At 72.2% G+C, this 23,848-nt stretch carries 22 protein-coding genes and 3 tRNA genes; 15 read left to right on the top strand and 10 right to left on the bottom strand.

Annotation, left to right across the window (positions count from 1 at the left end; genetic code table 11):
• The first annotated feature begins 106 nt into the window (after window positions 1-106).
• On the top strand, window positions 107-1,144 hold the full coding sequence (locus AMK33_RS08050) for a rod shape-determining protein (RefSeq protein ID WP_073932026.1): 1,038 nt from the start codon (window positions 107-109) through the stop codon (window positions 1,142-1,144).
• A 28-nt stretch (window positions 1,145-1,172) separates the two neighbouring features.
• Here the strand turns inward: AMK33_RS08050 and AMK33_RS08045 are convergent, their stop codons facing one another.
• Both AMK33_RS08045 and AMK33_RS08040 read right to left on the bottom strand, forming a co-directional pair.
• The gene (locus tag AMK33_RS08045) at window positions 1,173-2,126 is read right to left on the bottom strand and encodes an anti-sigma factor RsbA family regulatory protein (RefSeq protein WP_073932025.1); all 954 of its coding nucleotides are present in this window, start codon (window positions 2,124-2,126) and stop codon (window positions 1,173-1,175) included.
• Window positions 2,123-2,476, bottom strand: a complete 354-nt coding sequence (locus AMK33_RS08040; RefSeq protein ID WP_443030907.1) for an STAS domain-containing protein — start codon at window positions 2,474-2,476, stop codon at window positions 2,123-2,125. The genes AMK33_RS08045 and AMK33_RS08040 overlap by 4 nt, the downstream gene beginning before the upstream one ends.
• A gap of 202 nt (window positions 2,477-2,678) precedes the next feature.
• On the opposite strand from AMK33_RS08040, the gene AMK33_RS08035 reads away from it, so the two are divergent.
• Window positions 2,679-3,365, top strand: coding sequence for an ANTAR domain-containing response regulator (locus AMK33_RS08035; RefSeq protein WP_073932023.1), 687 nt, complete (start codon window positions 2,679-2,681; stop codon window positions 3,363-3,365).
• 65 nt (window positions 3,366-3,430) lie between these two features.
• On the top strand, window positions 3,431-3,595 hold the full coding sequence (locus tag AMK33_RS40335) for a hypothetical protein (RefSeq protein ID WP_201262984.1): 165 nt from the start codon (window positions 3,431-3,433) through the stop codon (window positions 3,593-3,595).
• A 16-nt stretch (window positions 3,596-3,611) separates the two neighbouring features.
• Here the strand turns inward: AMK33_RS40335 and AMK33_RS43715 are convergent, their stop codons facing one another.
• The 4 genes from AMK33_RS43715 to AMK33_RS08015 all read right to left on the bottom strand — a co-directional run bounded on the left by AMK33_RS43715 (window position 3,612) and on the right by AMK33_RS08015 (window position 4,278).
• On the bottom strand, window positions 3,612-3,755 hold the full coding sequence (locus AMK33_RS43715) for a hypothetical protein (RefSeq protein ID WP_235618007.1): 144 nt from the start codon (window positions 3,753-3,755) through the stop codon (window positions 3,612-3,614).
• Between the two features lie 121 nt (window positions 3,756-3,876).
• A tRNA-Ile gene (locus tag AMK33_RS08025) sits at window positions 3,877-3,950 on the bottom strand.
• A 177-nt stretch (window positions 3,951-4,127) separates the two neighbouring features.
• A tRNA-Asn gene (locus AMK33_RS08020) sits at window positions 4,128-4,200 on the bottom strand.
• 5 nt (window positions 4,201-4,205) lie between these two features.
• Window positions 4,206-4,278, bottom strand: a tRNA-Asn gene (locus tag AMK33_RS08015).
• Window positions 4,279-4,425: 147 nt separating this feature from the next.
• Between AMK33_RS08015 and AMK33_RS08010 the strand changes: the two genes are divergently transcribed.
• The 4 genes from AMK33_RS08010 (at window position 4,426) to AMK33_RS07995 (ending at window position 10,179) form a co-directional block, all read left to right on the top strand.
• Window positions 4,426-4,731: a YtxH domain-containing protein gene (locus AMK33_RS08010; protein WP_143203811.1), complete on the top strand. Its 306-nt coding sequence runs from the start codon at window positions 4,426-4,428 to the stop codon at window positions 4,729-4,731.
• A 177-nt stretch (window positions 4,732-4,908) separates the two neighbouring features.
• Window positions 4,909-6,363 carry an FGGY family carbohydrate kinase gene (locus tag AMK33_RS08005; protein ID WP_073932020.1) on the top strand — a complete coding sequence of 485 codons (1,455 nt, stop codon included), beginning with the start codon at window positions 4,909-4,911 and terminating at the stop codon, window positions 6,361-6,363.
• Between the two features lie 154 nt (window positions 6,364-6,517).
• Window positions 6,518-8,251, top strand: coding sequence for an ABC transporter ATP-binding protein (locus AMK33_RS08000; RefSeq protein WP_073932019.1), 1,734 nt, complete (start codon window positions 6,518-6,520; stop codon window positions 8,249-8,251).
• Entirely contained in the window at window positions 8,251-10,179 is a 1,929-nt protein-coding gene (locus AMK33_RS07995; protein WP_073932018.1) for an ABC transporter ATP-binding protein, read from the top strand. The genes AMK33_RS08000 and AMK33_RS07995 overlap by 1 nt, the downstream gene beginning before the upstream one ends.
• 87 nt (window positions 10,180-10,266) lie before the next feature.
• On the opposite strand, the gene AMK33_RS07990 is transcribed toward AMK33_RS07995, so the two are convergent.
• Both AMK33_RS07990 and AMK33_RS07985 read right to left on the bottom strand, forming a co-directional pair.
• On the bottom strand, window positions 10,267-10,749 hold the full coding sequence (locus AMK33_RS07990) for a GNAT family N-acetyltransferase (RefSeq protein WP_073932017.1): 483 nt from the start codon (window positions 10,747-10,749) through the stop codon (window positions 10,267-10,269).
• 126 nt (window positions 10,750-10,875) lie between these two features.
• Window positions 10,876-11,469 carry a dihydrofolate reductase family protein gene (locus tag AMK33_RS07985; RefSeq protein ID WP_073932016.1) on the bottom strand — a complete coding sequence of 198 codons (594 nt, stop codon included), beginning with the start codon at window positions 11,467-11,469 and terminating at the stop codon, window positions 10,876-10,878.
• A 184-nt stretch (window positions 11,470-11,653) separates the two neighbouring features.
• On the opposite strand from AMK33_RS07985, the gene AMK33_RS07980 reads away from it, so the two are divergent.
• The 4 genes from AMK33_RS07980 to AMK33_RS07965 all read left to right on the top strand — a co-directional run bounded on the left by AMK33_RS07980 (window position 11,654) and on the right by AMK33_RS07965 (window position 17,702).
• On the top strand, window positions 11,654-12,928 hold the full coding sequence (locus tag AMK33_RS07980; protein WP_073932015.1) for a deoxyguanosinetriphosphate triphosphohydrolase: 1,275 nt from the start codon (window positions 11,654-11,656) through the stop codon (window positions 12,926-12,928).
• Between the two features lie 92 nt (window positions 12,929-13,020).
• Window positions 13,021-14,286, top strand: coding sequence for an NAD(P)/FAD-dependent oxidoreductase (locus tag AMK33_RS07975; RefSeq protein ID WP_073932014.1), 1,266 nt, complete (start codon window positions 13,021-13,023; stop codon window positions 14,284-14,286).
• Between the two features lie 148 nt (window positions 14,287-14,434).
• Window positions 14,435-16,363 (top strand): DNA primase, encoded by a 1,929-nt coding sequence (dnaG, locus tag AMK33_RS07970; protein ID WP_073932013.1) that lies wholly within the window; start codon window positions 14,435-14,437, stop codon window positions 16,361-16,363.
• Between the two features lie 106 nt (window positions 16,364-16,469).
• Window positions 16,470-17,702 carry an RNA polymerase sigma factor gene (locus tag AMK33_RS07965; protein ID WP_073932093.1) on the top strand — a complete coding sequence of 411 codons (1,233 nt, stop codon included), beginning with the start codon at window positions 16,470-16,472 and terminating at the stop codon, window positions 17,700-17,702.
• Window positions 17,703-17,818: 116 nt separating this feature from the next.
• Here the strand turns inward: AMK33_RS07965 and AMK33_RS07960 are convergent, their stop codons facing one another.
• Window positions 17,819-18,586 carry a sirohydrochlorin chelatase gene (locus AMK33_RS07960; protein WP_073932012.1) on the bottom strand — a complete coding sequence of 256 codons (768 nt, stop codon included), beginning with the start codon at window positions 18,584-18,586 and terminating at the stop codon, window positions 17,819-17,821.
• 212 nt (window positions 18,587-18,798) lie between these two features.
• On the opposite strand from AMK33_RS07960, the gene AMK33_RS07955 reads away from it, so the two are divergent.
• From AMK33_RS07955 to AMK33_RS07945, 3 genes are all read left to right on the top strand, one after another.
• Window positions 18,799-19,500: a SanA/YdcF family protein gene (locus AMK33_RS07955; protein WP_073932011.1), complete on the top strand. Its 702-nt coding sequence runs from the start codon at window positions 18,799-18,801 to the stop codon at window positions 19,498-19,500.
• Between the two features lie 98 nt (window positions 19,501-19,598).
• A complete protein-coding gene (locus AMK33_RS07950) occupies window positions 19,599-22,016 on the top strand; it encodes a molybdopterin oxidoreductase family protein (protein ID WP_073932010.1) in 2,418 nt (805 codons plus the stop codon).
• A gap of 77 nt (window positions 22,017-22,093) precedes the next feature.
• Window positions 22,094-22,510: a gamma-glutamylcyclotransferase family protein gene (locus tag AMK33_RS07945; protein WP_073932009.1), complete on the top strand. Its 417-nt coding sequence runs from the start codon at window positions 22,094-22,096 to the stop codon at window positions 22,508-22,510.
• Here AMK33_RS07945 and AMK33_RS07940 read toward each other — a convergent pair.
• Window positions 22,507-22,911 (bottom strand): hypothetical protein, encoded by a 405-nt coding sequence (locus tag AMK33_RS07940; protein ID WP_143203810.1) that lies wholly within the window; start codon window positions 22,909-22,911, stop codon window positions 22,507-22,509. The genes AMK33_RS07945 and AMK33_RS07940 overlap by 4 nt on opposite strands.
• 303 nt (window positions 22,912-23,214) lie before the next feature.
• On the opposite strand from AMK33_RS07940, the gene AMK33_RS07935 reads away from it, so the two are divergent.
• Complete coding sequence (locus tag AMK33_RS07935; protein WP_073932007.1) at window positions 23,215-23,751, top strand: hypothetical protein; 537 nt, start codon at window positions 23,215-23,217, stop codon at window positions 23,749-23,751.
• Window positions 23,752-23,848: the final 97 nt, after the last annotated feature.

Here is a 23,848-nt window from a genome sequence, read left to right as displayed (position 1 = left end):
CCCACCCGGTCCCCCAGGAAAGGCGCCCGCCCCCGTCCGCCGCGCACGATGCCTGAGAGGTCCGCCACCCGGCGGGCCGCTGGGTGCGCACTCGGGAGGATCCGCCGTGACCGCCAGTCTGGAGCAGCTGCGCCGCTGCCACTTCGCCGTCGACCTGGGGGCGGCCCGCACCCGGGTGTATGTCAAGGGCGCCGGACTCGTCGTCGACCAGCCGTCCACCGCCGCCGTGAACACCCGTACCGGAGCGCTGATGGCGGTCGGTGAGTTCGCGGAGAAGATGACGGGCCGTACGCCGGACTACATCCGTGTCGTACGTCCCGTCTCCGGCGGCACGGTCGTCGACATCGAGATGGCGCAGCGCATGCTGCGGCAGCTCATCGGGGACAGGATGCGCCGCACCCTGCGCCGCAGGCCCCGGCTGCGGGCCGCGGCCTGCGTCCCGCACGACGCCGATCCGCTCGCCCAGCGCGCCGCGATCGAGACGCTGGTCGGTCTCGGGGCCCGCCGGGTGGAGCTGGTCGACACGCTCATCGCCGCCGCCGTCGGCTGCGGTCTGCCGGTGGAGCGGCCCGAGGCCACCATGGTCATGGTGTGCGGGGCGGCGGCCACGCAGGTGGCCGTGCTCTCCCTCGGGGCGATCGTGACGGCGGAGCGCGTCCCCGTCGGCGGGGAGGCCGTGGACAACGCGATCGTGCAGCACCTGCGCCACCAGCACGAGCTGATGCTGCCGAGCCAGTCCGTACGGCCCCTGCAGCTCGCCCTGCACGGCAACGGGCTCACCCCGCAGGGCCCGGAGTCGACGGAGATCCACGGGCGGGACGTGGCCACCGGGCTGGCCCGTTCCGTGCGGGTCGACACGGCCGCCGTGCGGCGGGCCATCCAGACGCCGCTCACCGCCGTCCTCGACGGCATCGGCAAGGTGCTGCGGGAGTGCCCGCCGGATCTGGTCGCCGACCTGGTCGACCGGGGGATCATGATGGTCGGCGGGAGCGCCCTGCTGCCGGGCTTCGACCAGATGCTGCGCCAGGCGACGGGCATGCCGGTGCACATCGCCGAACGGCCGGAGCTCTGCGCCGTACAGGGGCTGGGCGAGATGCTGGAGGGCAGGATCGCACCGATCGTGCTGGACCCGCTGCGCGCCTGAGCGCGGGGGCGGCCGGACGGGCGAGCCGTCAGCGGGGGAACCAGCATCTGATCGTCGTGCCCTCGTCCCCGGTGTGCACGCGCACCAGGTCGGCGATCAGGTTGACCATCAGCAGGCCGCGTCCGCCGCGCTGCTCGCGGGAGGCGGGGCGGCGCCCGGCGAGGGGGTCGGTCATCCGGCCCCGGTCGCGCACCTCGCACAGTACGTGGCCGTCCTCGGCCCAGACCCGCAGTACTCCGGAGCCGCCGCCGTGCAGCACGCTGTTCGTGGTCAGCTCGGCCGTGGCGAGGGCCAGGTCGTTCAGGGTGACGCCGGTGAGGCCGAGCCGCCGTCCCTCGTCGGACGCGGCGTGCCGGGCCGAGGGCAGCGAATCGGCGGTGAACGGGAGGGTCATCGCGTCCGCCACGAGCGGCAGCGGCTCGTTGTAGCGGGCGACGACCGCGTCGGGGGCGTACGCCTCGCTGTCCCGCACCGGGCGGGCGCCGACGGGGATGACGGTGGGGTGGGTGGCGTGGGCGTCGGCGAGGACGTGCGCGGGCAGGCGTACGGCGTCGTAGGGGCACAGGATCGTCGCCGTACGGCCCTGGAAGGCGGCGTTGATCAGTGCCTCGTGCTGGACGCAGGCGGGGTACTCGGTCGCGGAGCGGCCGGCCCAGATGGGCTCGCCGATGATCCGCACCCGCTTCCCGGCCGGCCGGCTGTCGGCGAAGGCGCGCAACACGCCGGGAATGATCCGGCCGGGGTTGCGTCCGGCCTCGCGCATGTCGAGGAGGCGGACGGTGTCCGCGTCGTCGCCGAGCGCGTCCCGGACCATCCGCAGCCGGTCACCGGGCACGGCGACCGCCACGGGCTCGCCGGCCGCGAGCCCCTCGCGCACGAAGGGGACGGTGCCCTCCAGGTACTCCTGGTCGTCCCGGTAGAAGAGGGCGGGGTGGACGAAGGGACCGGCGGGGGCTTCCAGGGGTTCGGCCGCGGCACTCATGACATCGACACCTCGATCGTCGACAGGTCGGGCCAGAACATGTCCAGCACCCGGCTCAGGGCGGGCGGCGGGCGGCGCACCACGAACCGGCGGCCGTCCCCGAGACGCTCGGCGGCCGCCGCGAGCGCTCCGGCGCCCGCGACGTCGACGAACGTCACCTCGGACAGTTCCAGGTAGTACACGGCCTCACCCTCGCGCACCGCCTGCTCCAGCACGCGCTCCCAGATCGTATGCGTGGCCAGGCCGATCTCCCCGGCCGCGCGGACACCGCGGCCGCCCTCCAGCGGGCGCACCGTCAGACACGGCGCCGGAGTCCCGGGCCCGTACGGCGTCCGGTGGTGATCGCCCAACACCCGTCTCCCCACACTCCCGAGCCTGTACGTACCCCGTCGGTTCCCGGCCATTCCCCGGCACGGTGTGTAGTACGCCGCAGTCTGGGCAGGCGCATCCGCAGCGCAGCCGGGACCGTGCGCAGCCTACCGCTCCGGTGCCGGCGGCGGCCGAACCCACCCGAAACGCCCGACCACCCACGAGCACCGACAAGGCGGTGACATGTCCTCCGCGGCATCACTCCCTCTCCCGGGAAGGTTGAACACCTTGGTCATCGGCGGTCGCATGGACGCGGACCGGGCGCTGCTCACCCCGCGCGGCGAGCTGGTCCGCGGGTGCGCCCAGGCCCTGGCCGAGAAGCTGGCGCGGCTGCCCGCCGGCACGGCGCGGGTCGACGTGGACATGAGCGGCGTGTACTTCATGGACACGGCGGGGCTGGAGTTCCTGGAGGTGCTGCGCGACCACGGCCGGCGCTGGTCGGTGCCGGTCACGGCCACCCGCTGGAACGGCCAGCCGCGCCGCATCCTGGAACTCGCCGGCCTCGACACCACGGACCCGCTGCGTTCCCCGGCGCCGGAGCCGGAGGACGTGCCGTCGCGGGCCGTCTCGGCGGTGGCGCTGGAGCGGGAGGAGCGGCTGCACCTGCTCCAGGAGGAGGTCGAGCAGCTGCGGCAGGCGATCGCCTCCCGCCCGGTGATCGACCAGGCCCGCGGCATCCTGATGGCGACGTACGGCTGCACCTCGGACGAGGCGTGGCACATCCTGCGGGAGGCGTCCCAACTCTCCAACACCAAGCTCCGCGCGGTCGCGGAGGCGCTCACCGCCAGTGCGGAGGCGGAGGGCGCCGCCCCGCCCGAGGAGGTCCGCGCCGCCCTCTCCAGGGCCCTGGCCCGCCGCTCGGCACGGTGACACCGGCCCGAACGGGGTACCCGGCGACGGACCGACCACCGGTCCCGCGATCGGGAGGCAGCACCATGAGCGAGCTGAGCGAGCACACTCCGTCCCAGGCCGAGGGCGACCGGGACGACGACGAGTGGACCACCCCCGAGGTCCCGCACTCCACCCCGTCCCAGGCGGAGGGCGAACGCGACCCGTCGGACGCCCCCGCCGCGTCCGACGACAACACCGAGGACGGGTGAGCCCGGGGCCGCCGCCTCAGGCCCGTACGTCCCGCTGCTCCACGTCCTTCAGGACGGCCGCAACAGTGTTCGGGGTCTCACGGGTCACGGTCCGCAAGGCGACTGCGGCACTCCGCGAGGAGAAGCTGGTCGTCACCACTCCGGGCAGGGGCTCGTTCATGGCCGACGAGGGGCGCCCGAACACCTCTTCGCAGCGAGGGGAAGAGGTGGATCCGGAGGACCCTGAGGGGGTGCGACTCGCCCCTTGGTGACAGAGCGAGCGTTTCCCGCGGTGCGGTGAGTGGGGCGGGTGGGACTCGAACCCACGGCCGACGGATTATGAGTCCGCTGCTCTAACCGGCTGAGCTACCGCCCCATAACGGCGTGTCGCGTACATGTGTGCGCGCCGTCTGCCGCAGCATAGCCGCTCATACGATCTCCTGCTCCGGATGGTCGGCTGCGTACGGTCTTCGTGACCATGGAGACTGCGCCGAGCCTCGCACGGTTCCCCCGGACATGAAAAAGGACCCCTACGGGGTCCTCGTTCACCATGCTCCCCCGACTGGACTCGAACCAGTAACCTGCCGGTTAACAGCCGGCTGCTCTGCCAATTGAGCTACGGAGGACCGAGCTCCCCCGACTGGACTCGAACCAGTAACCTGCCGGTTAACAGCCGGCTGCTCTGCCAATTGAGCTACGGAGGAATGCCTCGTTGCATCGAACGTACCCGCCTGGGTATCCGCCAGGGGGCACTCGCTCGCTGCGACACATACATTAGCGCAAGCAGGGGGGTGCTTCGCCAATCGGTACTCCCCGGCGCCGTCGCCGGAACAACGGGAAGGGTGGCCGTCATGCGTTACCGGCTCACGTTCGTCGCCGGAGTCGTCCTGGGTTACGTGCTGGGCACGAAAGCCGGACGCGAGCGCTACGAGCAGATGAAGAGGTCCGCGCAGCAGTTCACGCAGAACCCCGCGGTGCGCAACACCGCGGAGAGCGCGGCGCAGCAGGGCCGCGACTTCGCGGACAAGGCGTACCACGCGGTCAGCGACAAGGTCGGCGACCGCATGCCCGACTCGGTCGCCCAACGAGTCCGCACCCTCCGCGAACGCACGGCCCACGGCCCGGCAGAAGACGACTGGGGCACGAGCAACACGTGACGGGACAACTTTTCAGCACCGGGTGAGTCGCTCCACCTCAGGGGCGCGGAGCTGTATCGATATGCGGCTCCGCCGCGCGGGCGCGGGCAACCACAGACAGCCCGCACCCGCGACGCAACAGAGACCCCGACGGCGCCCACGCCCCACCCACCCCTCCCCATACGGCAAAATCACCGTATGGGGATAGTCGCCGGACTGGACAGCGCGCCAGACTTCACTCGCATCGTCGTCTGTGACACGGACACCGGATCCGTACTCAAGCAGGGATACGCCCAGCATCCGGTACAGGGCACCGACAGCGGCGGCCGTCCCTCCGACGTCGACCCGCAGGCCTGGCTGCTGTCCCTCGGCGAGGCCGCGGGCGGCGGCCTGCTGGAGGGCGTGCAGGCCATCGGCGTCTCCGCGCAGGCGAACGCGCTGGTGCCGCTGGACGCGCAGGGCAACACCGTACGGCCGGCGATGACCGGCGGTGACAAGCGGGCGCAGGTCGCGGCGGCGGATCTCATCGACGCGTTCGGCGGGCGTGAGGCGTGGGCGCAGGCCGTGGGCTGTGTGCCGGGGGCCGCGCAGCCGGTGACCAAGCTGCGCTGGATGGCCCGCAGCGAACCGGAGAACGCGGCGCGCACCGCCGTACTGATGCAGGCGCACGACTGGCTGGTGTGGCAGCTCCTGGGCCGGCCGGTGCGGCGCACCACCGACCGGGGCGGGGCCTCCGGCACCGGGTACTGGGCGGCGGCCACCGGCGGTTACCGGCCCGATCTGGTGGAGCTGGCGCTCGGGCACCAGGCGATGCTGCCCGAGGTGATCGGTCCGGCGGAGGCGGCCGGTACGACACCGGAGGGGCTGCTGATCTCCGCCGGTACGGGCGAGACGATGGCGGCGGCGTTCGGGCTGGGGATCGGACTGGGCGACGCGGTGGTGTCGCTGGGCGCGTCCGGGTCCGTGATGGCCGTGCACCCCGAGGCGCTCGTCGACCAGCACGGGATGATCACCTCCCTGGCGGACGCGACCGGCATGCACCTGCCCGTCGTCACCACCCTGAACGCCGTACGCGCCCTGCGCGGGACCGCCGAACTGCTCGGGCTGCCCGACCTGGAGAGCCTGTCCGACCTGGCGATGAAGTCGACGCCCGGCTCGCACGGGCTGGTGCTGCTGCCGTACCTGGAGGGCGAGCGCACCCCGAACCTGCCGCACACCGCCGGGACGCTGGCCGGGCTGCGGCGCGAGTCGATGAAGCCGGAGCATCTGGCGCGGGCCGCGTTCGAGGGGATGCTGTGCGGGCTCGCGGACGCGCTGGACGTGCTGCGCGGCCGGGGCGTGGAGGTGCGGCGGGTCTTCCTGCTGGGCCAGGCCGCGGAGCTGCCGGCCGTGCAGTCGGCGGCACCCGCGCTGTTCGGGGCGCAGGTGGTCGTACCGCAGCCCGCGGACTACGCGGCGATCGGCGCGGCCCGGCAGGCGGCGTGGGCGCTCGGCGTGTCGCAGGGCACCCTCGATCCGCGCACCCCGCCCGTGTGGCAGGGCGCGGTGGCGCAGGTGCTGGATCCCGGGGAGGACCTGGCGGTGGGACAGGCGGTGCGCCAGCAGTACGTGTCGGTGCGCGAGCAGACGCATCCGGGGGCGTTCCGCGCGTAGCACGGGCCGGTGGATCGACCCGTGGCACGGGCCGGTGGATCGACCCGTGGCACGGGCCGGTGGATTAATTCGGTTGAGGTAACGCAGGTGGAGTGTTCGACGATAGGGGCCACGGGCAACCAACGCCCCCGCCGACCACTCCGAGAGATTCAGCGTGCTCATACGACTCCTGCGGACCTACCTCCAGCCCTACAAGAGACCCATCACCTTGCTGGTGCTGCTGCAGTTCCTGCAGACCTGCGCCTCGCTCTACCTGCCCACGCTCAACGCGGACATCATCGACCAGGGTGTCGTCGAGGGCGACACCGGTTACATCCTGAGCTACGGCGCCCTGATGATCGGCATCTCGCTGGTTCAGGTCGTGTGCAACATCGGTGCCGTGTACTACGGCGCCCGGACCGCGTCGGCACTGGGACGGGACGTACGCGCCGCCGTGTTCGACCGGGTGCAGTCGTTCTCCGCGCGTGAGGTGGGTCACTTCGGCGCGCCCTCGCTGATCACCCGTACGACGAACGACGTCCAGCAGGTGCAGATGCTGGCCCTGATGACGTTCACCCTGATGGTGTCGGCGCCCATCATGTGTGTGGGCGGCATCGTGATGGCGCTCGGCCTGGACGTCCCGCTGTCCGGGGTGCTGGTCGCGGTGGTGCCGGTGCTGGGCATCTGCGTGACGCTGATCGTGCGGCGGCTGCGTCCGCTGTTCCGGACCATGCAGGAGCGGCTCGACACGGTGAACCGGGTGCTGCGCGAGCAGATCACCGGCAACCGGGTGATCCGCGCCTTCGTGCGGGACGAGTACGAGCAGGGGCGGTTCCGCCAGTCGAACACCGAGCTGACCGATGTGTCGCTGCGCACGGGCAATCTGCTGGCGCTGATGTTCCCGGTGGTCATGACGGTGGTGAACCTGTCGTCGATCGCGGTGGTGTGGTTCGGCGCGCACCGCATCGACAGCGGCGGGATGCAGATCGGTGATCTGACCGCGTTCCTCGCCTATCTGATGCAGATCGTCATGTCCGTGATGATGGCCACCTTCATGTTCATGATGGTGCCGCGCGCCGAGGTGTGCGCCGAGCGCATCCACGAGGTGCTGGACACCTCCTCCAGCGTGGTGCCGCCCCTCGCGCCGGTCACTGAGCTGCGGCGGCACGGGTATCTGGAGATCCGGGGCGCGGGCTTCCGCTACCCGGGTGCCGAGGAGCCGGTGCTGAGGGCGGTCGACCTGGTGGCGCGGCCCGGTGAGGTCACCGCCGTGATCGGTTCCACCGGCAGCGGCAAGTCCACCCTGCTCGGTCTGGTCCCCCGGCTGTTCGACGCGACCGACGGGGAGGTGCTGGTGGACGGCGTGCCCGTGGCGGACGTCGAGCCGCAACTGCTCGCGAAGACGGTCGGACTGGTGCCGCAGAAGCCGTACCTGTTCGCCGGGACGGTGGCGACGAACCTGCGCTACGGCAATCCGGACGCCACCGACGAGGAGCTGTGGCACGCGCTGGAGGTGGCGCAGGGCAAGGACTTCGTGGAACGTCTGGAGGGCGGCCTCGACGCTCCGATCGCCCAGGGCGGGACGAACGTCTCCGGCGGTCAGCGCCAGCGCCTCGCGATCGCCCGGACGCTGGTGCAGCGACCGGAGATCTACCTCTTCGACGACTCCTTCTCCGCGCTCGACTACGCCACCGACGCGGCCCTGCGGGCGGCTCTCGGCCGGGAGACGGCCGAGGCGACCGTGGTGATCGTCGCCCAGCGGGTGGCGACCATCCGGGACGCCGACCGGATCGTGGTCCTGGACGAGGGCCGTGTCGTCGGCACCGGCCGGCACCACGAACTGATGGCGGACAACGAGACCTACCGGGAGATCGTGCTCTCCCAGCTGACGGAAGCGGAGGCTGCCTGATGACGGGGCCCGGAGGACGGATGATGGCCGGGGGCGGCCCCGACCAGCAGACGATCGACTTCAAGGGGTCGAGCAAACGGCTGATCGCGCGGTTCCGGCCGGAACGCGTGACGATCTACGGGCTGCTGGCCTGTGTCGTACTGAGCGTCGGGCTCAGCGTGATCGGGCCGAAGATCCTCGGCAAGGCGACCGACCTGGTCTTCGCCGGCATCGTCGGACGCGACATGCCGGAGGGCGCCACCAAGGAACAGGTGCTCGACTCGATGCGGGAGCGGGGCGAGGGCGACGTCGCCGACATGCTCCGCAGCACCGACTTCACCCCCGGCGAGGGCATCGACTTCACGGCGGTGGGCAACGTCCTGCTGTTCGCGCTGGCGGTGTTCGGGGCCGCCGGCCTGCTGATGGCCGTGGCCACCCGACTGGTGAACCGGGCGGTCAACCACACCATGTTCCGCATGCGCGAGGACGTACAGACGAAGCTGTCGCGGCTGCCGCTGTCGTACTTCGACAAGCGGCAGCGCGGTGAGGTGCTCAGCCGCGCCACCAACGACATCGACAACATCGGGCAGACGCTCCAGCAGTCGATGGGCCAGTTGATCAACTCGCTGCTCACCATCATCGGTGTGCTCGCGATGATGTTCTACGTCTCGTGGATCCTGGCGCTGGTCGCGCTGGTGACGGTGCCGCTGTCGTTCGTCGTCGCCACGCGCGTCGGCAAGCGGTCGCAGCCGCACTTCGTGGCGCAGTGGCGGTCGACCGGCACCCTCAACGCGCACATCGAGGAGATGTACACCGGGCACACCCTGGTGAAGGTGTTCGGGCGTCAGCAGGAGTCTGCGGACAAATTCGCCGAGGAGAACGACGCGCTGTACGAGGCCGGGTTCAAGGCGCAGTTCAACAGCGGCATCATGCAGCCGCTGATGCTCTTCGTCTCGAACATCAACTACGTGCTGGTGGCGGTCGTCGGCGGTCTGCGGGTCGCGTCGGGCACGCTGTCCATCGGTGACGTGCAGGCGTTCATCCAGTACTCGCGGCAGTTCTCGATGCCGCTGACGCAGGTCGCCTCGATGGCGAACCTGGTGCAGTCGGGTGTCGCCTCGGCGGAGCGGGTCTTCGAACTGCTGGACGCCGAGGAGCAGGAGGCCGACGCCTCACCGGCCGAGAAGCCGGACGAGCTGCGCGGGCGGGTGGCGCTGGAGCACGTGTCGTTCCGGTACGACCCGGAGAAGCCGCTGATCGAGGACCTGTCCCTGAAGGTCGAGCCGGGCCACACGGTGGCCATCGTCGGCCCGACGGGCGCCGGCAAGACGACGCTCGTGAACCTGCTGATGCGGTTCTACGAGGTCTCCGGCGGGCGGATCACGCTCGACGGGGTCGACATCGCGAAGATGTCCCGGGACGAACTGCGCGCCGGCATCGGCATGGTGCTCCAGGACACCTGGCTGTTCGGCGGCACCATCGCGGAGAACATCGCCTACGGTTCCGCGCGCGAGGTCACCCGGGAGGAGATCGAGGAGGCGGCGCGGGCGGCGCACGCGGACCGGTTCGTCCGGACGCTGCCCGACGGGTACGACACGGTGATCGACGACGAGGGCAGCGGGGTGAGCGCGGGTGAGAAGCAGCTCATCACGATCGCCCGGGCGTTCCTGTCGGACCCGGTGATCCTCGTCCTGGACGAGGCGACGAGTTCCGTGGACACCCGTACGGAGGTGCTGATCCAGAAGGCGATGGCACAACTGGCGCACGGGCGTACGTCGTTCGTGATCGCGCACCGGTTGTCCACGATCCGGGACGCGGACACGATCCTGGTGATGGAGAACGGCTCGATCGTCGAACAGGGCGCGCACGAGAAACTGCTGGCGGCGGACGGGGCGTACGCCCGCCTCTACAAGGCGCAGTTCGCGGAGGCGGTGGCGGAGGTCGACTAGGTTCTGCCCGGCCCGGACGAGGACGGGGGTCGCCGTCCCCGTCCGGGCCGGGCCGCAGGACGGGCCGCCCCGGACGGAGGCGCGACGTCAGAGCTGCCGGTAGTAGACGGCCAGGGGGAGCCGAACGCACCCGAGGTTCTCGTAGAGGGCTCGGGCCGGCGCGTGGAAGGGGTCCCCGCCGGTGCCGATCTCGACCACCTGCGCTCCGAGCCGTCGCATCTCGTCGAACGCGTGCTCGCACAGCCTGGTACCCACGTGGTCCCGGCGGTGCTCGGGTGCGACGGCGAGGATCTCGATCCGGCCGTTGTGCCGCGCCGGATCGACGTTCCACGCCACGTACCCGGCGAGGGCGCCGCCGATCTCGGCGACCGCGACGTACTTGTGCAGCTCGGGGTCGTGGAGCTCGCTCACCTGCTTGCGGTAGTCCTCCCGCCAGTCGCCGTGCTGGTTGGCGAAGACGACCTCGCCCACGAGGGGGCGGAAGGAATCCTCGTAGAACGGTCGGAACGTGTCGATGGTGAGTTCGACGAGCCGTGCCTGGTCATGGCGGCCGAACGCGCGAATGAGCATGGGGTTGTGCCTCTCGGACCGAGGGGAAACGGACGACGACCGGCCCGCTCGCGGCCTGCGACGCGGCGGCGGGCCCACCCTCAGTGACGAGTACGTTCGGCGGCGGAACACTCCACGGGGACGATGCTACTCCGCCCCTCGTCCAGAAGCCCGGCTCCGGCCGGTGACGCGGTAGCGGAGGTGGACGACTCCCGAGCCGAAGGTGCGGGTCCCGACGAGTTCGAGATCCACCCGGCGCCCGTGCCGGGGAAAGAACGGAACGCCACCGCCCACCAGCACCGGGTGGACCACGACCCGGTACTCGTCGATCAGGCCCGACGCGGCCGCCTCGGCGGCGAGAGTCGCGCCGCCGATCGCGATGTCGCCCTCCCCCGGCCCGGCCCGCAACCGCCCGATCTCCTCCGCCAGGCCGCCGGAGGCCAGGCGGGCGTTGCCCCGCACCGCAGACAGCGTGGTGGAGAACACCACCTTGGGGAGCGGCTTCCAGAGCGCGGCCCACTCGAGCGACGAGTCGTCGAGCGAGGGATCCTGGCCGGCGGTCTCCCAGTACAGCATCGTCTCGTACAGCCTTCGTCCCATCAGGTGAACGTCGACCTCCCGGATCCCGTCGATCCAGAAGCGGAAGACCTCCTCGTCGGGCGCCGACCAGTCCAGGCCGCCGTCCGGCCCGACGATGTAGCCGTCGAGTGAGACATTCATCGAATAGGTCACGCTGCGCATCAGAAGTCCTCCACGGCATCGGATCCGACCGTACGACCACCGGACGCCGAGGAACTCATCGGCTCGCGGGATCCGCCGACATCGCGTGGGCGGGGAAACCCGGAACGCGGCGACCTGCCCGGGCGGCCGGCCCCCGCGACTCGTTCCGGCCCCGACTGTCACCCCCTCCCCGTACTGTCAGGGCATGGAAGGCACCGCACCCCCCACCGCATACGACCGGACGTCAGTCGCCCGCTGGGCCCCCGAACCCGACAAACGCCCCGGCCGCACCGCCTTCCAACGCGACCGCGCCCGCGTCCTGCACTCCGCCTCCCTCCGCCGCCTCGCCGGAAAAACACAGGTCGTCACCCCCGGCGAGCACAGCCAGGTCTGGGACGCCAGCCCCCGCACCCGCCTCACCCACTCCCTCGAATGCGCCCAGGTCGGCCGCGAACTCGGCGCCGCCCTCGGCTGCGACCCCGACCTCGTCGAGGCCGCCTGCCTCTCCCACGACCTCGGGCACCCGCCCTTCGGCCACAACGGCGAACAGGCGCTGAACGAGTTCGCCGAGGACTGCGGCGGCTTCGAGGGCAACGCCCAGTCGCTCCGCCTCCTCACCCGCATCGAACCCAAACGCTTCACCCCCGAAGGCTCCGTCGGCCTCAACCTCACCCGCGCCGCCCTCGACGCCGCCACCAAGTACCCCTGGCCCCGCGGCGCCCACCCCACCGACCCGGCCTCCCCGAAGTTCGGCGTCTACGACGACGACCGCCCCGTCTTCGACTGGCTCCGTGAGGACGCCCCCGGCACCCGCACCTGCTTCGAGGCCCAGGTCATGGACTGGTCCGACGACGTGGCCTACTCGGTGCACGACGTGGAGGACGGCCTGCACGCCGGCCACATCGACCCCGACTGCCTCCACGCCGAACCCGAACGCCAGGCCGTCTTCGCCGTCGCCGTCGGCCGGTACGTCCCCGCCGACACCGACCCCGCCGAACTCGCGGAGGCCCTCGACCGCCTCCTCGACCAGGAGTGGTGGCCGCACGGCTACGACGGCACCGCCGTCGCCCAGGCCCGCCTCAAGGACGCCACCAGCCAGCTCATCGGCCGCTTCTGCCTCGCCGCCGAAGGCGCCACCCGGCAGGCCCACGGTGGCGGGCGCCTCACCAGATACGGCGCCGAGCTGGTCGTACCGCGCAGCACCCGCATGGAGTGCGCGGTCCTCAAGGCGGTAGCCGACCGGTACGTCATGCAGCGCGCCGAACAGGAACTGCTCCGCGCCGACCAGCGGATCGTCGTCCTCGAACTGGCCGAGGCACTCACCTCCCGCGCCCCCGACGGCCTGGACCCCCAGTTCCGCACCCTGTTCGAGCGTGCCCCGGACGACCGCGCCCGCAAGCGCGTGATCGTCGACCAGATCGCGTCGCTCACCGACGCCTCGGCCCGCTCGCTTCACGCCCGTCTCACGGGGCAGGCATGAGCCGTACGGCCTGATCGGGTCGCTCCCCCTTACGGCATCATGCTGAGTGCGGGACGCTCACAGGTGGCTACACCGTTACGAGGAGGCATCACGTGGTCGACGCGGATCAGACATTCGTCATCGTCGGAGGCGGACTGGCCGGCGCCAAGGCGGCCGAGACGCTGAGAACGGAGGGCTTCACCGGCCGCGTGATACTGATCTGCGACGAACGCGACCACCCCTACGAGCGTCCGCCCCTCTCCAAGGGCTACCTCCTCGGCAAGGACGACCGCGACAGCGTCTTCGTCCACGAACCCGCCTGGTACGCGCGCCACGACATCGAACTGCACCTCGGCCAGACCGTCGACGCCATCGACCGCACCGCGAGGACCGTCCGCTTCGGCGAGGACGGCACCGTCGTCCGCTACGACAAACTGCTGCTCGCCACCGGCGCCGAACCCCGCCGCCTCGACATCCCGGGCACCGGCCTCGTCGGTGTCCACCATCTGCGCCGCCTCGCCCACGCCGAACGCCTCAAGGGCGTCCTGGCCTCCCTCGGCCGCGACAACGGCCATCTGGTGATCGCCGGCGCCGGCTGGATCGGCCTGGAGATCGCGGCGGCGGCCCGCGAGTACGGCGCGGAGGTCACCGTCGTCCACCGCGGCGAGACCCCGCTGCACTCGGTCCTCGGCCCCGAGCTCGGCCAGCTCTTCGCCGAGCTGCACCGGGAGCACGGCGTCCGCTTCCACTTCGGTGCCACGCTCACCGAGATCACCGGCCAGGACGGCATGGTCCTCGCCGCCCGCACCGACGACGGCGAGGAGCACCCCGCGCACGCCGTCCTCGCGGCGATCGGCGCGGCCCCGCGGGTCGCTCTCGCGGAGGCGGCGGGACTGGAGCTCGCCGACCGCGCGGACGGCGGGGGCGTCCTCGTCGACGAACGGCTGCGTACGTCGGATCCCGACATCTACGCGGCCGGGGACGTCGCGTCCTTCCCGCACGCCCTCTTCGGCACGCGGCTGCGGGTGGAGCACTGGGCCAACGCGCTCAACGGCGGGCCGGCGGCCGCACGCTCCATGCTGGGCCGGGAGGAGATCTACGATCGCGTTCCCTACTTCTTCACCGACCAGTACGACCTGGGAATGGAGTACTCCGGGTGGGCGCCGCCGGGGTCGTACGACCAGGTGGTGATCCGTGGTGATGCGGGGAAGCGCGAGTTCGTCGCGTTCTGGGTGCGGGAGGGGCGTGTGCTGGCGGGGATGAATGTGAATGTGTGGGATGTCACGGACCCGATCCAGGGGTTGGTCCGGTCCGGCGTGCGGGTGGATACGGAGGCGTTGGCGGATCCGCATGTGCCGCTGGAGAGTCTTGTGGCCTAGGCGTCTGCCGGGTTCTGTCGCATTGCGCGTGCGGCGCCGTTGTGATTGATCGCGTCCACGCGGCGGAGCCGCATATGTCACAGCCCCGCGCCCCTTCGGGGGCGCTTCAGCTCCCCGGGGTGTCAGTTCACCCCCGTAGAATTCACGCGTGGCAGGACGGATCAATGACGAGGACGTGAAGGCGGTTCGGGACGCGGTCCCGATCGACGCCGTCGTCTCCGAGTACCTCCAGCTACGGAACGCGGGCGGGGGGAACCTCAAGGGGCTCTGCCCGTTCCACGACGAGAAGTCGCCGTCCTTCCAGGTCAGCCCGAGCAAGGGACTCTTCCACTGCTTCGGCTGTCAGGAGGGCGGCGACACCATCACATTCGTGATGAAGGTCGACCACCTCTCCTTCTCGGAGGCGGTCGAGCGCCTCGCCGGGCAGGCCGGGATCACCCTGCGCTACGAGGAGGGCGGGTACAACCCGACCCACCAGCGCGGTGAGCGCATCCGTCTGGTCGAGGCCCACAAGATCGCCGCCGAGTGGTACGCGGAACAGCTCGCGACCTCCCCCGAGGCGGACACCGGCCGGAGCTTCCTCGCAGACCGCGGCTTCGACCAGGCCGCCGCCGTCCACTTCGGCGTCGGCTACAGCCCCCAGGGCTGGGACCACCTCACCCGTTTCCTGCGCGGCAAGGGCTTCAGCGACAAGGAGCTGATCCTCTCCGGGCTCTCCCAGGAGGGCCGCCGCGGCCCCATCGACCGCTTCCGCGGCCGGCTGATGTGGCCCATCCGCGACATCGGCGGGGAGGTCGTCGGCTTCGGCGCCCGCAAGCTCTACGAGGCGGACAACGGCCCGAAGTACCTCAACACGCCCGAGACGGCGATCTACAAGAAGTCCCAGGTCCTCTACGGCATCGACCTGGCGAAGAAGGACATCGCGAAGGCCTCCCGCGCGGTCGTCGTCGAGGGCTACACCGACGTCATGGCCTGCCACCTCGCCGGGGTGACGACCGCCATCGCCACCTGCGGCACCGCCTTCGGCGGCGACCACATCAAGATCCTGCGCCGGCTGCTCATGGACAACGGCAGCGCGCGTGTGATCTTCACCTTCGACGGCGACGCGGCAGGCCAGAAGGCGGCCCTGCGCGCCTTCGAGGACGACCAGAAGTTCGCCGCCGAGACCTACATCGCCATCGCCCCCGACGGCATGGACCCCTGCGACCTGCGCCTCGCCAAGGGCGACGAGGCCGTCGCCGACCTGGCCGAACCCCGCACCCCGCTCTTCGAGTTCGCCCTCCGCCAGATCGTGGTCCGCTACGACCTGGACACCCCGGCCGGCCGCGCCGCCGCCCTCGACGAGGCCGCGCCGATCGTCGCCCGGATCAAGAACAGCGGCGCCCAGCACGAGGTCGCCGTCCAGCTCGCCGGGATGCTCGGCATCCTCGACACCCAGTTCGTCGTCAAGCGGGTCGCCCAGCTCGCCCGCTGGGCCCGCGAACGCGGCGGCAAGGGTCCGGCACCGGACCAGCAGCAGCGCGGGGGCGGCGGTGGGGCCCAGCAGTACGCCCCCGCCCAGGCCGCCCCGCGCGGTCCCGCCCTCAACCTCCGCAACCCGGTCTTCGCCACCGAACGCGAACTGCTCAAGCTAGCCCTCCAGCGCCCGGAGCTGGTCTCCCCGGCCTTCGACGCGTACGGCGTCGACGAGTTCACCGCCCCGCCCTACGCGGCCGTACGCCAGGCGATCCTGGACGCGGGCGGCGCGGAGCACGGCGTGCAGGACCCGCAGGAGTACCTGATCCGGGTCCGCGAGGCCGCCCCCGACGACACCGTCCGCGCCATGGTCACCGAACTCGCCGTCGAGGCGATCATGCTGCACCGGGGCGTCAAGGGGGTCGACGAGACCTACGCGGGCGCCCAGCTCGTCACCGTCCGCCGCCGCGCGGTCGAGCGCCGCATCCGCGACGTCGCCAGCCGCCTCACCCGCCTCAGCACCCACGGCGACCCGGGCGAACTGGCCGCCGTGCAGAACGAGTTGTGGGTCCTCCAGCAGTACGACCAGGCCCTGCGGGAACACGGCGCAGCCGCCCTGTGAGGGCGGCCGGGGGCGGGTCCGGATAAGCGGCCGGTCACCGGACGGACGCAAAAAGTCATCGCACGCCCCTCGTGGGGACGATGTGTCGTACCCCACACTGGTCCCGGTGCCTGAGTCCTCGGAGCGCGGCCGATCCGTCACCGACGGGTCCCGGACATCCGCGGTTCCGCTCATCGCGTACGGGACGGACAGCGGCGAGGCCGCCGACTCCGTTCCCGAAGTACCGCTGCCCCACCCCCTGGCAGCGATCATCCTGGAGGTCGCCCCCGTGCAGACCCAGACCCAGATCCTCACCCAGCCCGACGCCGGCGTTCTCGTCGCCATGCCCGCGCAGAGCCGCGTCGCGCACCATCCCGAGACACCGCCCGAGCCGGCCGATTCCGTCGAGCCCGGCCCCCCGGTCGCGCCCGTCCGCGCCGAGACCGGGGGGCCCTCCTCGGATCTGTTCCGGCAGTACCTGCGCGAGATCGGGCGCATCCCGCTGCTGACCGCCGCCGAGGAGGTCGAACTCGCCCGCCGTGTCGAGGCGGGGCTGTTCGCCGAGGAGAAACTGCGGCTGGCGCCCGATCTGGACAGTCGGCTCGCCGTCGACCTGGACCGGCTCGTCGTCATGGGCCGGATGGCCAAGCGGCGGCTGATCGAGGCGAATCTGCGGCTCGTCGTATCCGTCGCCAAGCGGTACGTGGGCCGGGGGCTGACCATGCTGGACCTGGTCCAGGAGGGGAACCTCGGGCTGATCCGGGCGGTGGAGAAGTTCGACTACGCGCGGGGGTACAAGTTCTCCACGTACGCCACGTGGTGGATCCGCCAGGCCATGTCGCGTGCGCTGGCCGACCAGGCCCGGACCATTCGCGTCCCCGTGCACGTGGTGGAGCTCATCAACCGGGTCGTGCGGGTGCAGCGGCGGATGCTGCAGGAGCGCGGGTACGAGCCGACGCCGGGCGAGGTGGCCGCGCATCTCGATCTGCCGGCCGAGCGGGTGGGGGAGGTGTTGCGGCTCGCGCAGGAGCCGGTCTCCCTCCACGCGCCGGTGGGCGAGGAGGAGGACGTGGCGCTCGGTGACCTCATCGAGGACGGGGACGCGGCGAGTCCGGTCGAATCGGCCGCGTTCCTGCTGCTCAGGGAGCACCTGGAGGCGGTCCTCTCCACCCTCGGCGAACGCGAGCGCAAGGTCGTCCAGCTCCGCTACGGCCTCGTCGACGGGCGTCCGCGCACCCTGGAGGAGATAGGCCGCCTCTTCGGCGTGACCCGCGAGCGGATACGGCAGATCGAGTCCAAGACGCTGAACAAGCTCCGCGACCACGCCTTCGCGGATCAGTTGCGGGGGTACCTGGACTAGTTTTCCTTCGCCCCGCCGCCCCTTCCCGCTCCGTCCCTGGGGGCTGCGCCCCCGGTCCCCCTTTTTTGCGCACACGCGGCGGAGCCGCATATCGGCACAGCTCCGCGCCCCCTTCCTCAGACGGCTGACGCCAGTTCCAGAGGTGTGGTGGACGGGGTCCTCGCGGTCTGGTCGTAGCGGTGCAGGAGGAGGTGGGCCATCGCGGGGTGGGTGGCCAGGGGGGCGGACGCGATACCCGGCGCCGCTGCCGCGCATTCCGTGGCGAAGCGACCGGGGGCCGTGAAGTAGGAGGCCACGGCCACGCGGTGGCGGCCCCGGGCGGCCAGGGCGCGGACGGCGTCGGGGACGGTGGGGGCGGCGGCGGAGGCGTACGCGGGGACGACGGGGACGCCGAGGCGTTCGGCGAGCAGCCGCGCGGTGCGGCCCGTGTCGACCCTCGACTCGGGGTCGCGGGAGCCGGCGGCGGCGAGCACGACGCCGCTCGCGCGGCGGGTCGCCCCGTCGGCCGGGGTGTGCCAGCCGGCCTCGGTGAGGCGGGCGTGCAGGGCGTCCACGAGCAGGGGGTGCGGGCCGAGCGGCGCGGCCACGCGCGCGTGCAGCCGTGCCCCGGCGGCCATCTCGGGGATGTCCCGCTTGACGTGGTAGCCCCGGCTGAGCAGCAGCGGTACGAGGACGGCGGCCCCGGTGCCGCGCGCGTCCAGCTCGGCGAGGGTGTCGGGGAGCAGGGGCGCGTTCAGCTCGATGTGGCCCAGGTGCACGGGCAGGCCCGGCCGCAGCGCGCGGACGCGGTCCAGGAGCTGCCGTACGGTGCTCAGCGCGCGCGGGTCGCGGCTGCCGTGGGCCACGACGACGAGGGCGGGAGGGTTCGTGGTGTACGTCGTCATGCACCGATCGTGGATGCGGCACGTTGCCTTCCCGTTGCGCGGGCGTGACGGGTGTTTTCCGGCCGTTCACCATGTGGACGGCGACGGGTGTGAGGCGGTTCGACCTGCGGGTTCACCCCGAGCCGTGAAGCCGGTCACAGTGCGTGAGGTGAACCGGAAGGCTCGGCGGGGCGTCTCTCACGGTCGAGGACCGACCGGGGAGGGCCCGTCCGATGCGCCGTTTCAGAGTCCGCCGTCCGCGCCTGCCGCGTACCCGTACGGGGCAGCGGCGGCTGGTGCAGGGGGTGGTGGCGGTGTGCGTGCTGGCGCTGCTGCCGGCGACCTGGCTGCGCGTGACGACGGACGACCGGCTGCGCACCACCGCCGACGTGCCGCGCACCGACGTCGCCGTGGTCTTCGGCGCGGGCCTGTGGGACGGGGAGCCGTCGCCGTATCTCGCGCACCGGCTGGACGCGGCGGCGGAGCTGTACCGCGCGGGGCGGATCGAGGTGGTCCTGGTCACCGGCGACAACAGCCGCGAGGAGTACGACGAGCCGGACGCGATGCGCGCGTACCTGACGCGGCACGGCGTCCCCGACACGCGGATCGTCAGCGACTACGCGGGCTTCGACACCTGGGACTCCTGCGTCCGCGCGAAGAAGATCTTCGGCGTGGACCGCGCGGTGCTGATCAGCCAGGGCTTCCACATCCGCCGCGCGGTGGCCCTGTGCCGGACGGCCGGCGTCACCTCGTACGGCATCGGCGTGGACGACCGTCACGACGTCACCTGGTACTACGGGGGCGTCCGGGAGATCTTCGCGGCGGGGAAGGCGGCCCTGGACGCCACCTTCCGCCCGGACCCGCGCTTCCTCGGGCCGAGGGAGCCGGGGGTGGAGCGGGCGCTTGAGGAGGCGTCCGCGCAGGGGATCGGATGAACCCCTCACCGTGGGGCGCGACCGGCGGGGAGGTCGCCGTACCCGGGGTGTAACAACGGCCGGTGCGGTGCGTAACACCGGGGGCGCAGCCTGGGCGTATGCGAGACACCGTGACGCCCACGCACTGCCCCTACTGCGCCCTGCAGTGCGGGATGAATCTGACGCCGGCCCCCGACGGGAGAGCCGTCGAGGTGAGTGAGCGTGCGGACTTCCCGGTGAACCGGGGGGCGCTGTGCGGGAAGGGGCGCACGGCGCCCGCCGTGCTGTCGTCGAGCGTGCGGCTGACCTCGCCGCTGGTGCGGTCCGAGGGGGGCGCGCTGGTGCCGGCCTCCTGGGAGGAGGCGCTGGCGCGGGTCGCCGAGGGGCTCGGGCGGACGCGTGCGGAGTACGGGGCGGACGCGGTCGGGGTGTTCGGCGGGGGCGGGCTGACCAACGAGAAGGCGTACAGCCTGGGGAAGTTCGCGCGGGTGGTGCTGGGGACCTCCCAGATCGACTACAACGGGCGGTTCTGCATGTCGTCGGCCGCGGCGGCGGGCGGCAAGGCGTTCGGGCTGGACCGGGGACTGCCGTTTCCGCTGGAGGACATCCCGCGGACCGGCTGCGTGATCCTCGTCGGGTCGAACCCGGCGGAGACCATGCCGCCGTCGCTGCGGTACTTCACCGAGCTGAGGGAGAACGGCGGCACGCTGATCGTCGTCGACCCGCGCCGTACGAAGACCGCCGAGCAGGCCGATCTGCACCTGGCGCCGCGTCCCGGCACCGATCTCGCGCTGGCGCTGGGACTGCTGCACCTGATCGTCGCCGAGGGGCGCACCGACGAGGCGTACATCCGGGAGCGCACCAGCGGCTGGGAGGAGACCCGGGCCGCCGCGATGGCGCACTGGCCGGAGTACGTGGAGCGCATCACCGGCGTGCCCGTTCCCGAACTGCGGGAGGCCGTACGGCTGTTCTGCGAGCCGGAGGCCGCGATGGTGCTCACCGCGCGCGGACCCGAGCAGCAGTCCAAGGGCACGGACACGGTGGGCGCGTGGATCAACCTGTGCCTGGCGACGGGGCGGGCGGGCCGGCCGCTGTCCGGGTACGGGTGCCTGACCGGGCAGGGCAACGGGCAGGGCGGACGCGAACACGGCCAGAAGGCCGACCAGTTGCCCGGCTACCGCAAGCTGACGGATCCGGCGGCGCGGGCGCATGTCGCCGAGGTGTGGGGCGTGGACCCCGACTCGCTGCCGGGGCCGGGGCGCAGCGCGTACGAGCTGCTGGACGCTCTCGGTACGGACATCCGCTCGCTGCTGCTGATGGGCTCCAACCCGGTGGTGTCGGCGCCGCACGCCGCGCACATCGAGGAGCGGATCCGCTCGCTGGACTTCCTGGCGGTGTGTGACGTGGTGCTGTCGGAGACGGCCGCGCTCGCCGACGTCGTCCTGCCGGTGACGCAGTGGGCGGAGGAGACGGGGACGACGACGAACCTGGAGGGCAGGGTGCTGCTGCGGCGGCGTGCGATCACGCCGCCGGAGGGCGTCCGCAGCGACCTGGAGGTCATGCACGAGCTGGCCGCGCGGCTGGGCAGCGGCGACCGGAACCTGGAGAAGGGCTTCCCGACCGACCCCGAGGAGGTCTTCGAGGAACTGCGCCGGGCCAGCGCGGGCGGGCCCGCGGACTACTCCGGGATCACCTACAGGAGGCTGGCGGAGGAGAACGGCGTGTTCTGGCCGTGCCCGGCGCAGGTGGACGGCCCGCTGGACGCGGGCGGGACCAGGACCGGCACCGGAATCGGGACCAGGACCGGGACCGGGACCGGCACCGGGACCAGGACCGGGACCGGCACCGGGACCGGAATCGGGACCGGCACCGGCACCGGCACCGGCACCGGCACCGATCCTCGCGGTATCGGCGGTGTCGGACACGTTCCGCGGAATGCCGCCGGGATCGACGCCCTGCTCGACGACCCGACGCGGGCCGACGTCACCGGCCGGCTCGACACCGCCGACGGCGCTTCCGCCCCCCGCTCAGGTGCCGCCCCCGGCGTCCACCCCGGCACCCCCCGCCTCTTCCTCGACCGGTTCGCCACCGAGGACGGGCGGGCGCGGTTCGTGCCGGTGTCGCACCGGGCGGTCGCCGAGGAACCCGATGACGAGTACCCCGTGCTGCTGACCACCGGGCGGGTCGTGGCGCAGTACCAGTCCGGTGCCCAGACCCGGCGCGTCGACGAGCTGAACGCCGCCGCGCCCGGCCCGTTCGTGGAGCTGCACCCCCGGCTCGCGGAGCGGCTCGGCGCGGCCGAGGGCGACCCGGTGGCCGTGGTGTCCCGGCGGGGGCGGGCGGTGGCGCCGGCCAGGATCACGACCGCGATCCGGCCGGACACGGTGTTCATGCCGTTCCACTGGGCCGGTGAGGGCCGCGCCAACACCCTCACCAACCCCGCCCTCGACCCGACCTCCCGGATGCCCGAGTTCAAGGCGTGCGCGGTACGCCTCGAGGCGGTGGAGGCCGGCCGGCCCGCGCCTTCCTCGCCGTAGCGGCCACGGGTGCGCGCGGGGTGAGAATCGTTCCCGCAAGGCTCCGCGCTCCACCGACCGTCCGCGCAGGTGAACCAGTGCTTCTCCCCTTCTTCGTCTACGGCACCCTCCGCCCCGGCGAGACCAACCACGACCTCTTCCTGCGCGGCCGCACCCTGCGCGAGGAACCCGGCAGGCTCCGGGGCGCGGTGCTGTACGAGGGGCCCGGATACCCGTACGCCGTCGAGGAGCCGGGCTCCGCGGTGAGCGGGGAGCTGGTGACCGCGCTGCCGGAGGCGTACGCGGGGCTGCTCACCGAGCTGGACCGGCTGGAGGAGTACGTGCCGGGCGATCCGCGCAATCTCTACGAGCGGGTGGCGCGGGACGTCGTCCGGGCCGGCGACGGTACGGCGGTGCGGGCCTGGGTGTACGTCGCCGCGCCCGCCGTCGCCGCCCGGCTGCGGGTGCGGGGGAAGCTGATCGAGGGCGGTGAGTGGCGGGGAGCGAGAGCCTAGACGCGGCCCCGCAGCCGTCGTGTCCGCACACTCCACGAGTGCCGCGTCCGTGCCTCGTACGGCCGCCGTGCCCAGGCCTTCTGCAGCCGCCGCTCGACGGACAGGCCGGCCAGTCCGAGCGCCCCGACGCCGAGCACCCACGTGCCGGTGACGACGTCCTCGCCCGCCTCGCGCTGGAAGGCCCACTGCTCCTCGTAGGTCCTCTCGTCGCCGTCCCGCGTGAGGCACCGGTCGCCGGACTCCATCGGCGAGGGATGTTCCTCACCGTCCGGGCCTATGTTGATCCAGGAGCACTCGGCCTCGCTGCTCATCCCGTGGCTCGTCACCCCCTGGCCTGCCTGGAACAGCCCCCAGAGCACGAGGGCCCACATCGCCAGCTTCACACCTGTGCGTGCTCTCACCGCGCCCACCTCCCCGCGGGCGATCCTCGCAGACGCGCCGGTCACCCGTTCACCCCCGTGTGCCGCACCCTTCGGGTGCTTCACCGCGACCGGATCGGCGCGACACCGGTGACCTGCTGAAACGCGACAAAGGACGGCGGCCGTCCGGGTGCCCCTGACACCCGTTCAGCCCGCCTCCTGACGCCCTCTCAAGAAGCGGTACGGCCCCGGTGGCACTTACCTCGAAGAGGCAGGGACGCGTCCGACGGCGGCACATGGGGGTGCCGCGGGCCGTGGCCCCTCCGTGAACCCGAGGGAGCATCGATGCGACGTACCGCCCGGCTGCTGACCGGCACCGCGCTCGCCGTGGCCACCGCGGGGCTGCTCGCCGCGCCCGCGTACGCCGGGGAGACCGCCGGCACGTCGACGGGGAGCCTGGAGGTGTACCCGTCCTCGGTCGCGCCGGGATCGCACGTCACGGTGAACACCGCGGCGTGCGGCGACGGCGGGACGGCGGCGGGCGACGCCACCGCCGTGGGCGCCGGCCGGTTCACGCTGGCGCCGAGCACGCACGAACGGGACGCGATCGGACAGTTCCAGGTGCCGCCGAGCGCGCAGCCGGGGACGTACGAGATCGTCGCGACGTGTGACGGGACCGACCGGCGGGTGGCCGGTGACCTGGTGGTCACGCTGACGCCCGACGCGCGGCAGGTGGTCCCCCGGGGGAGTGTGAAGACGGGGGTCGGAGGCGCGCTGGGCCCCGACCCCGTACAGACCGCGGCCGGTGTGACGGCTCTCGCCGTCGCCGCCGCGGGCGGTACCTGGCTCCTGCATCGCCGGGCGAGAGGCGATGACATCTGACGGGCACCCTCCGCTGCCCGTCCCCGCCGGTACCGCAAGTCCCCTCCCCCTCCGGGTCCGACGCCCCTCGCGGCCCGGAGGGGGAACGGGGGCCGAT

Source organism: Streptomyces sp. CB02400 (genome assembly GCF_001905725.1).
GTDB classification, from domain to species: Bacteria; Actinomycetota; Actinomycetes; order Streptomycetales; family Streptomycetaceae; genus Streptomyces; species Streptomyces atrovirens.
This window is presented reverse-complemented; position numbering and strand designations above follow the sequence as displayed.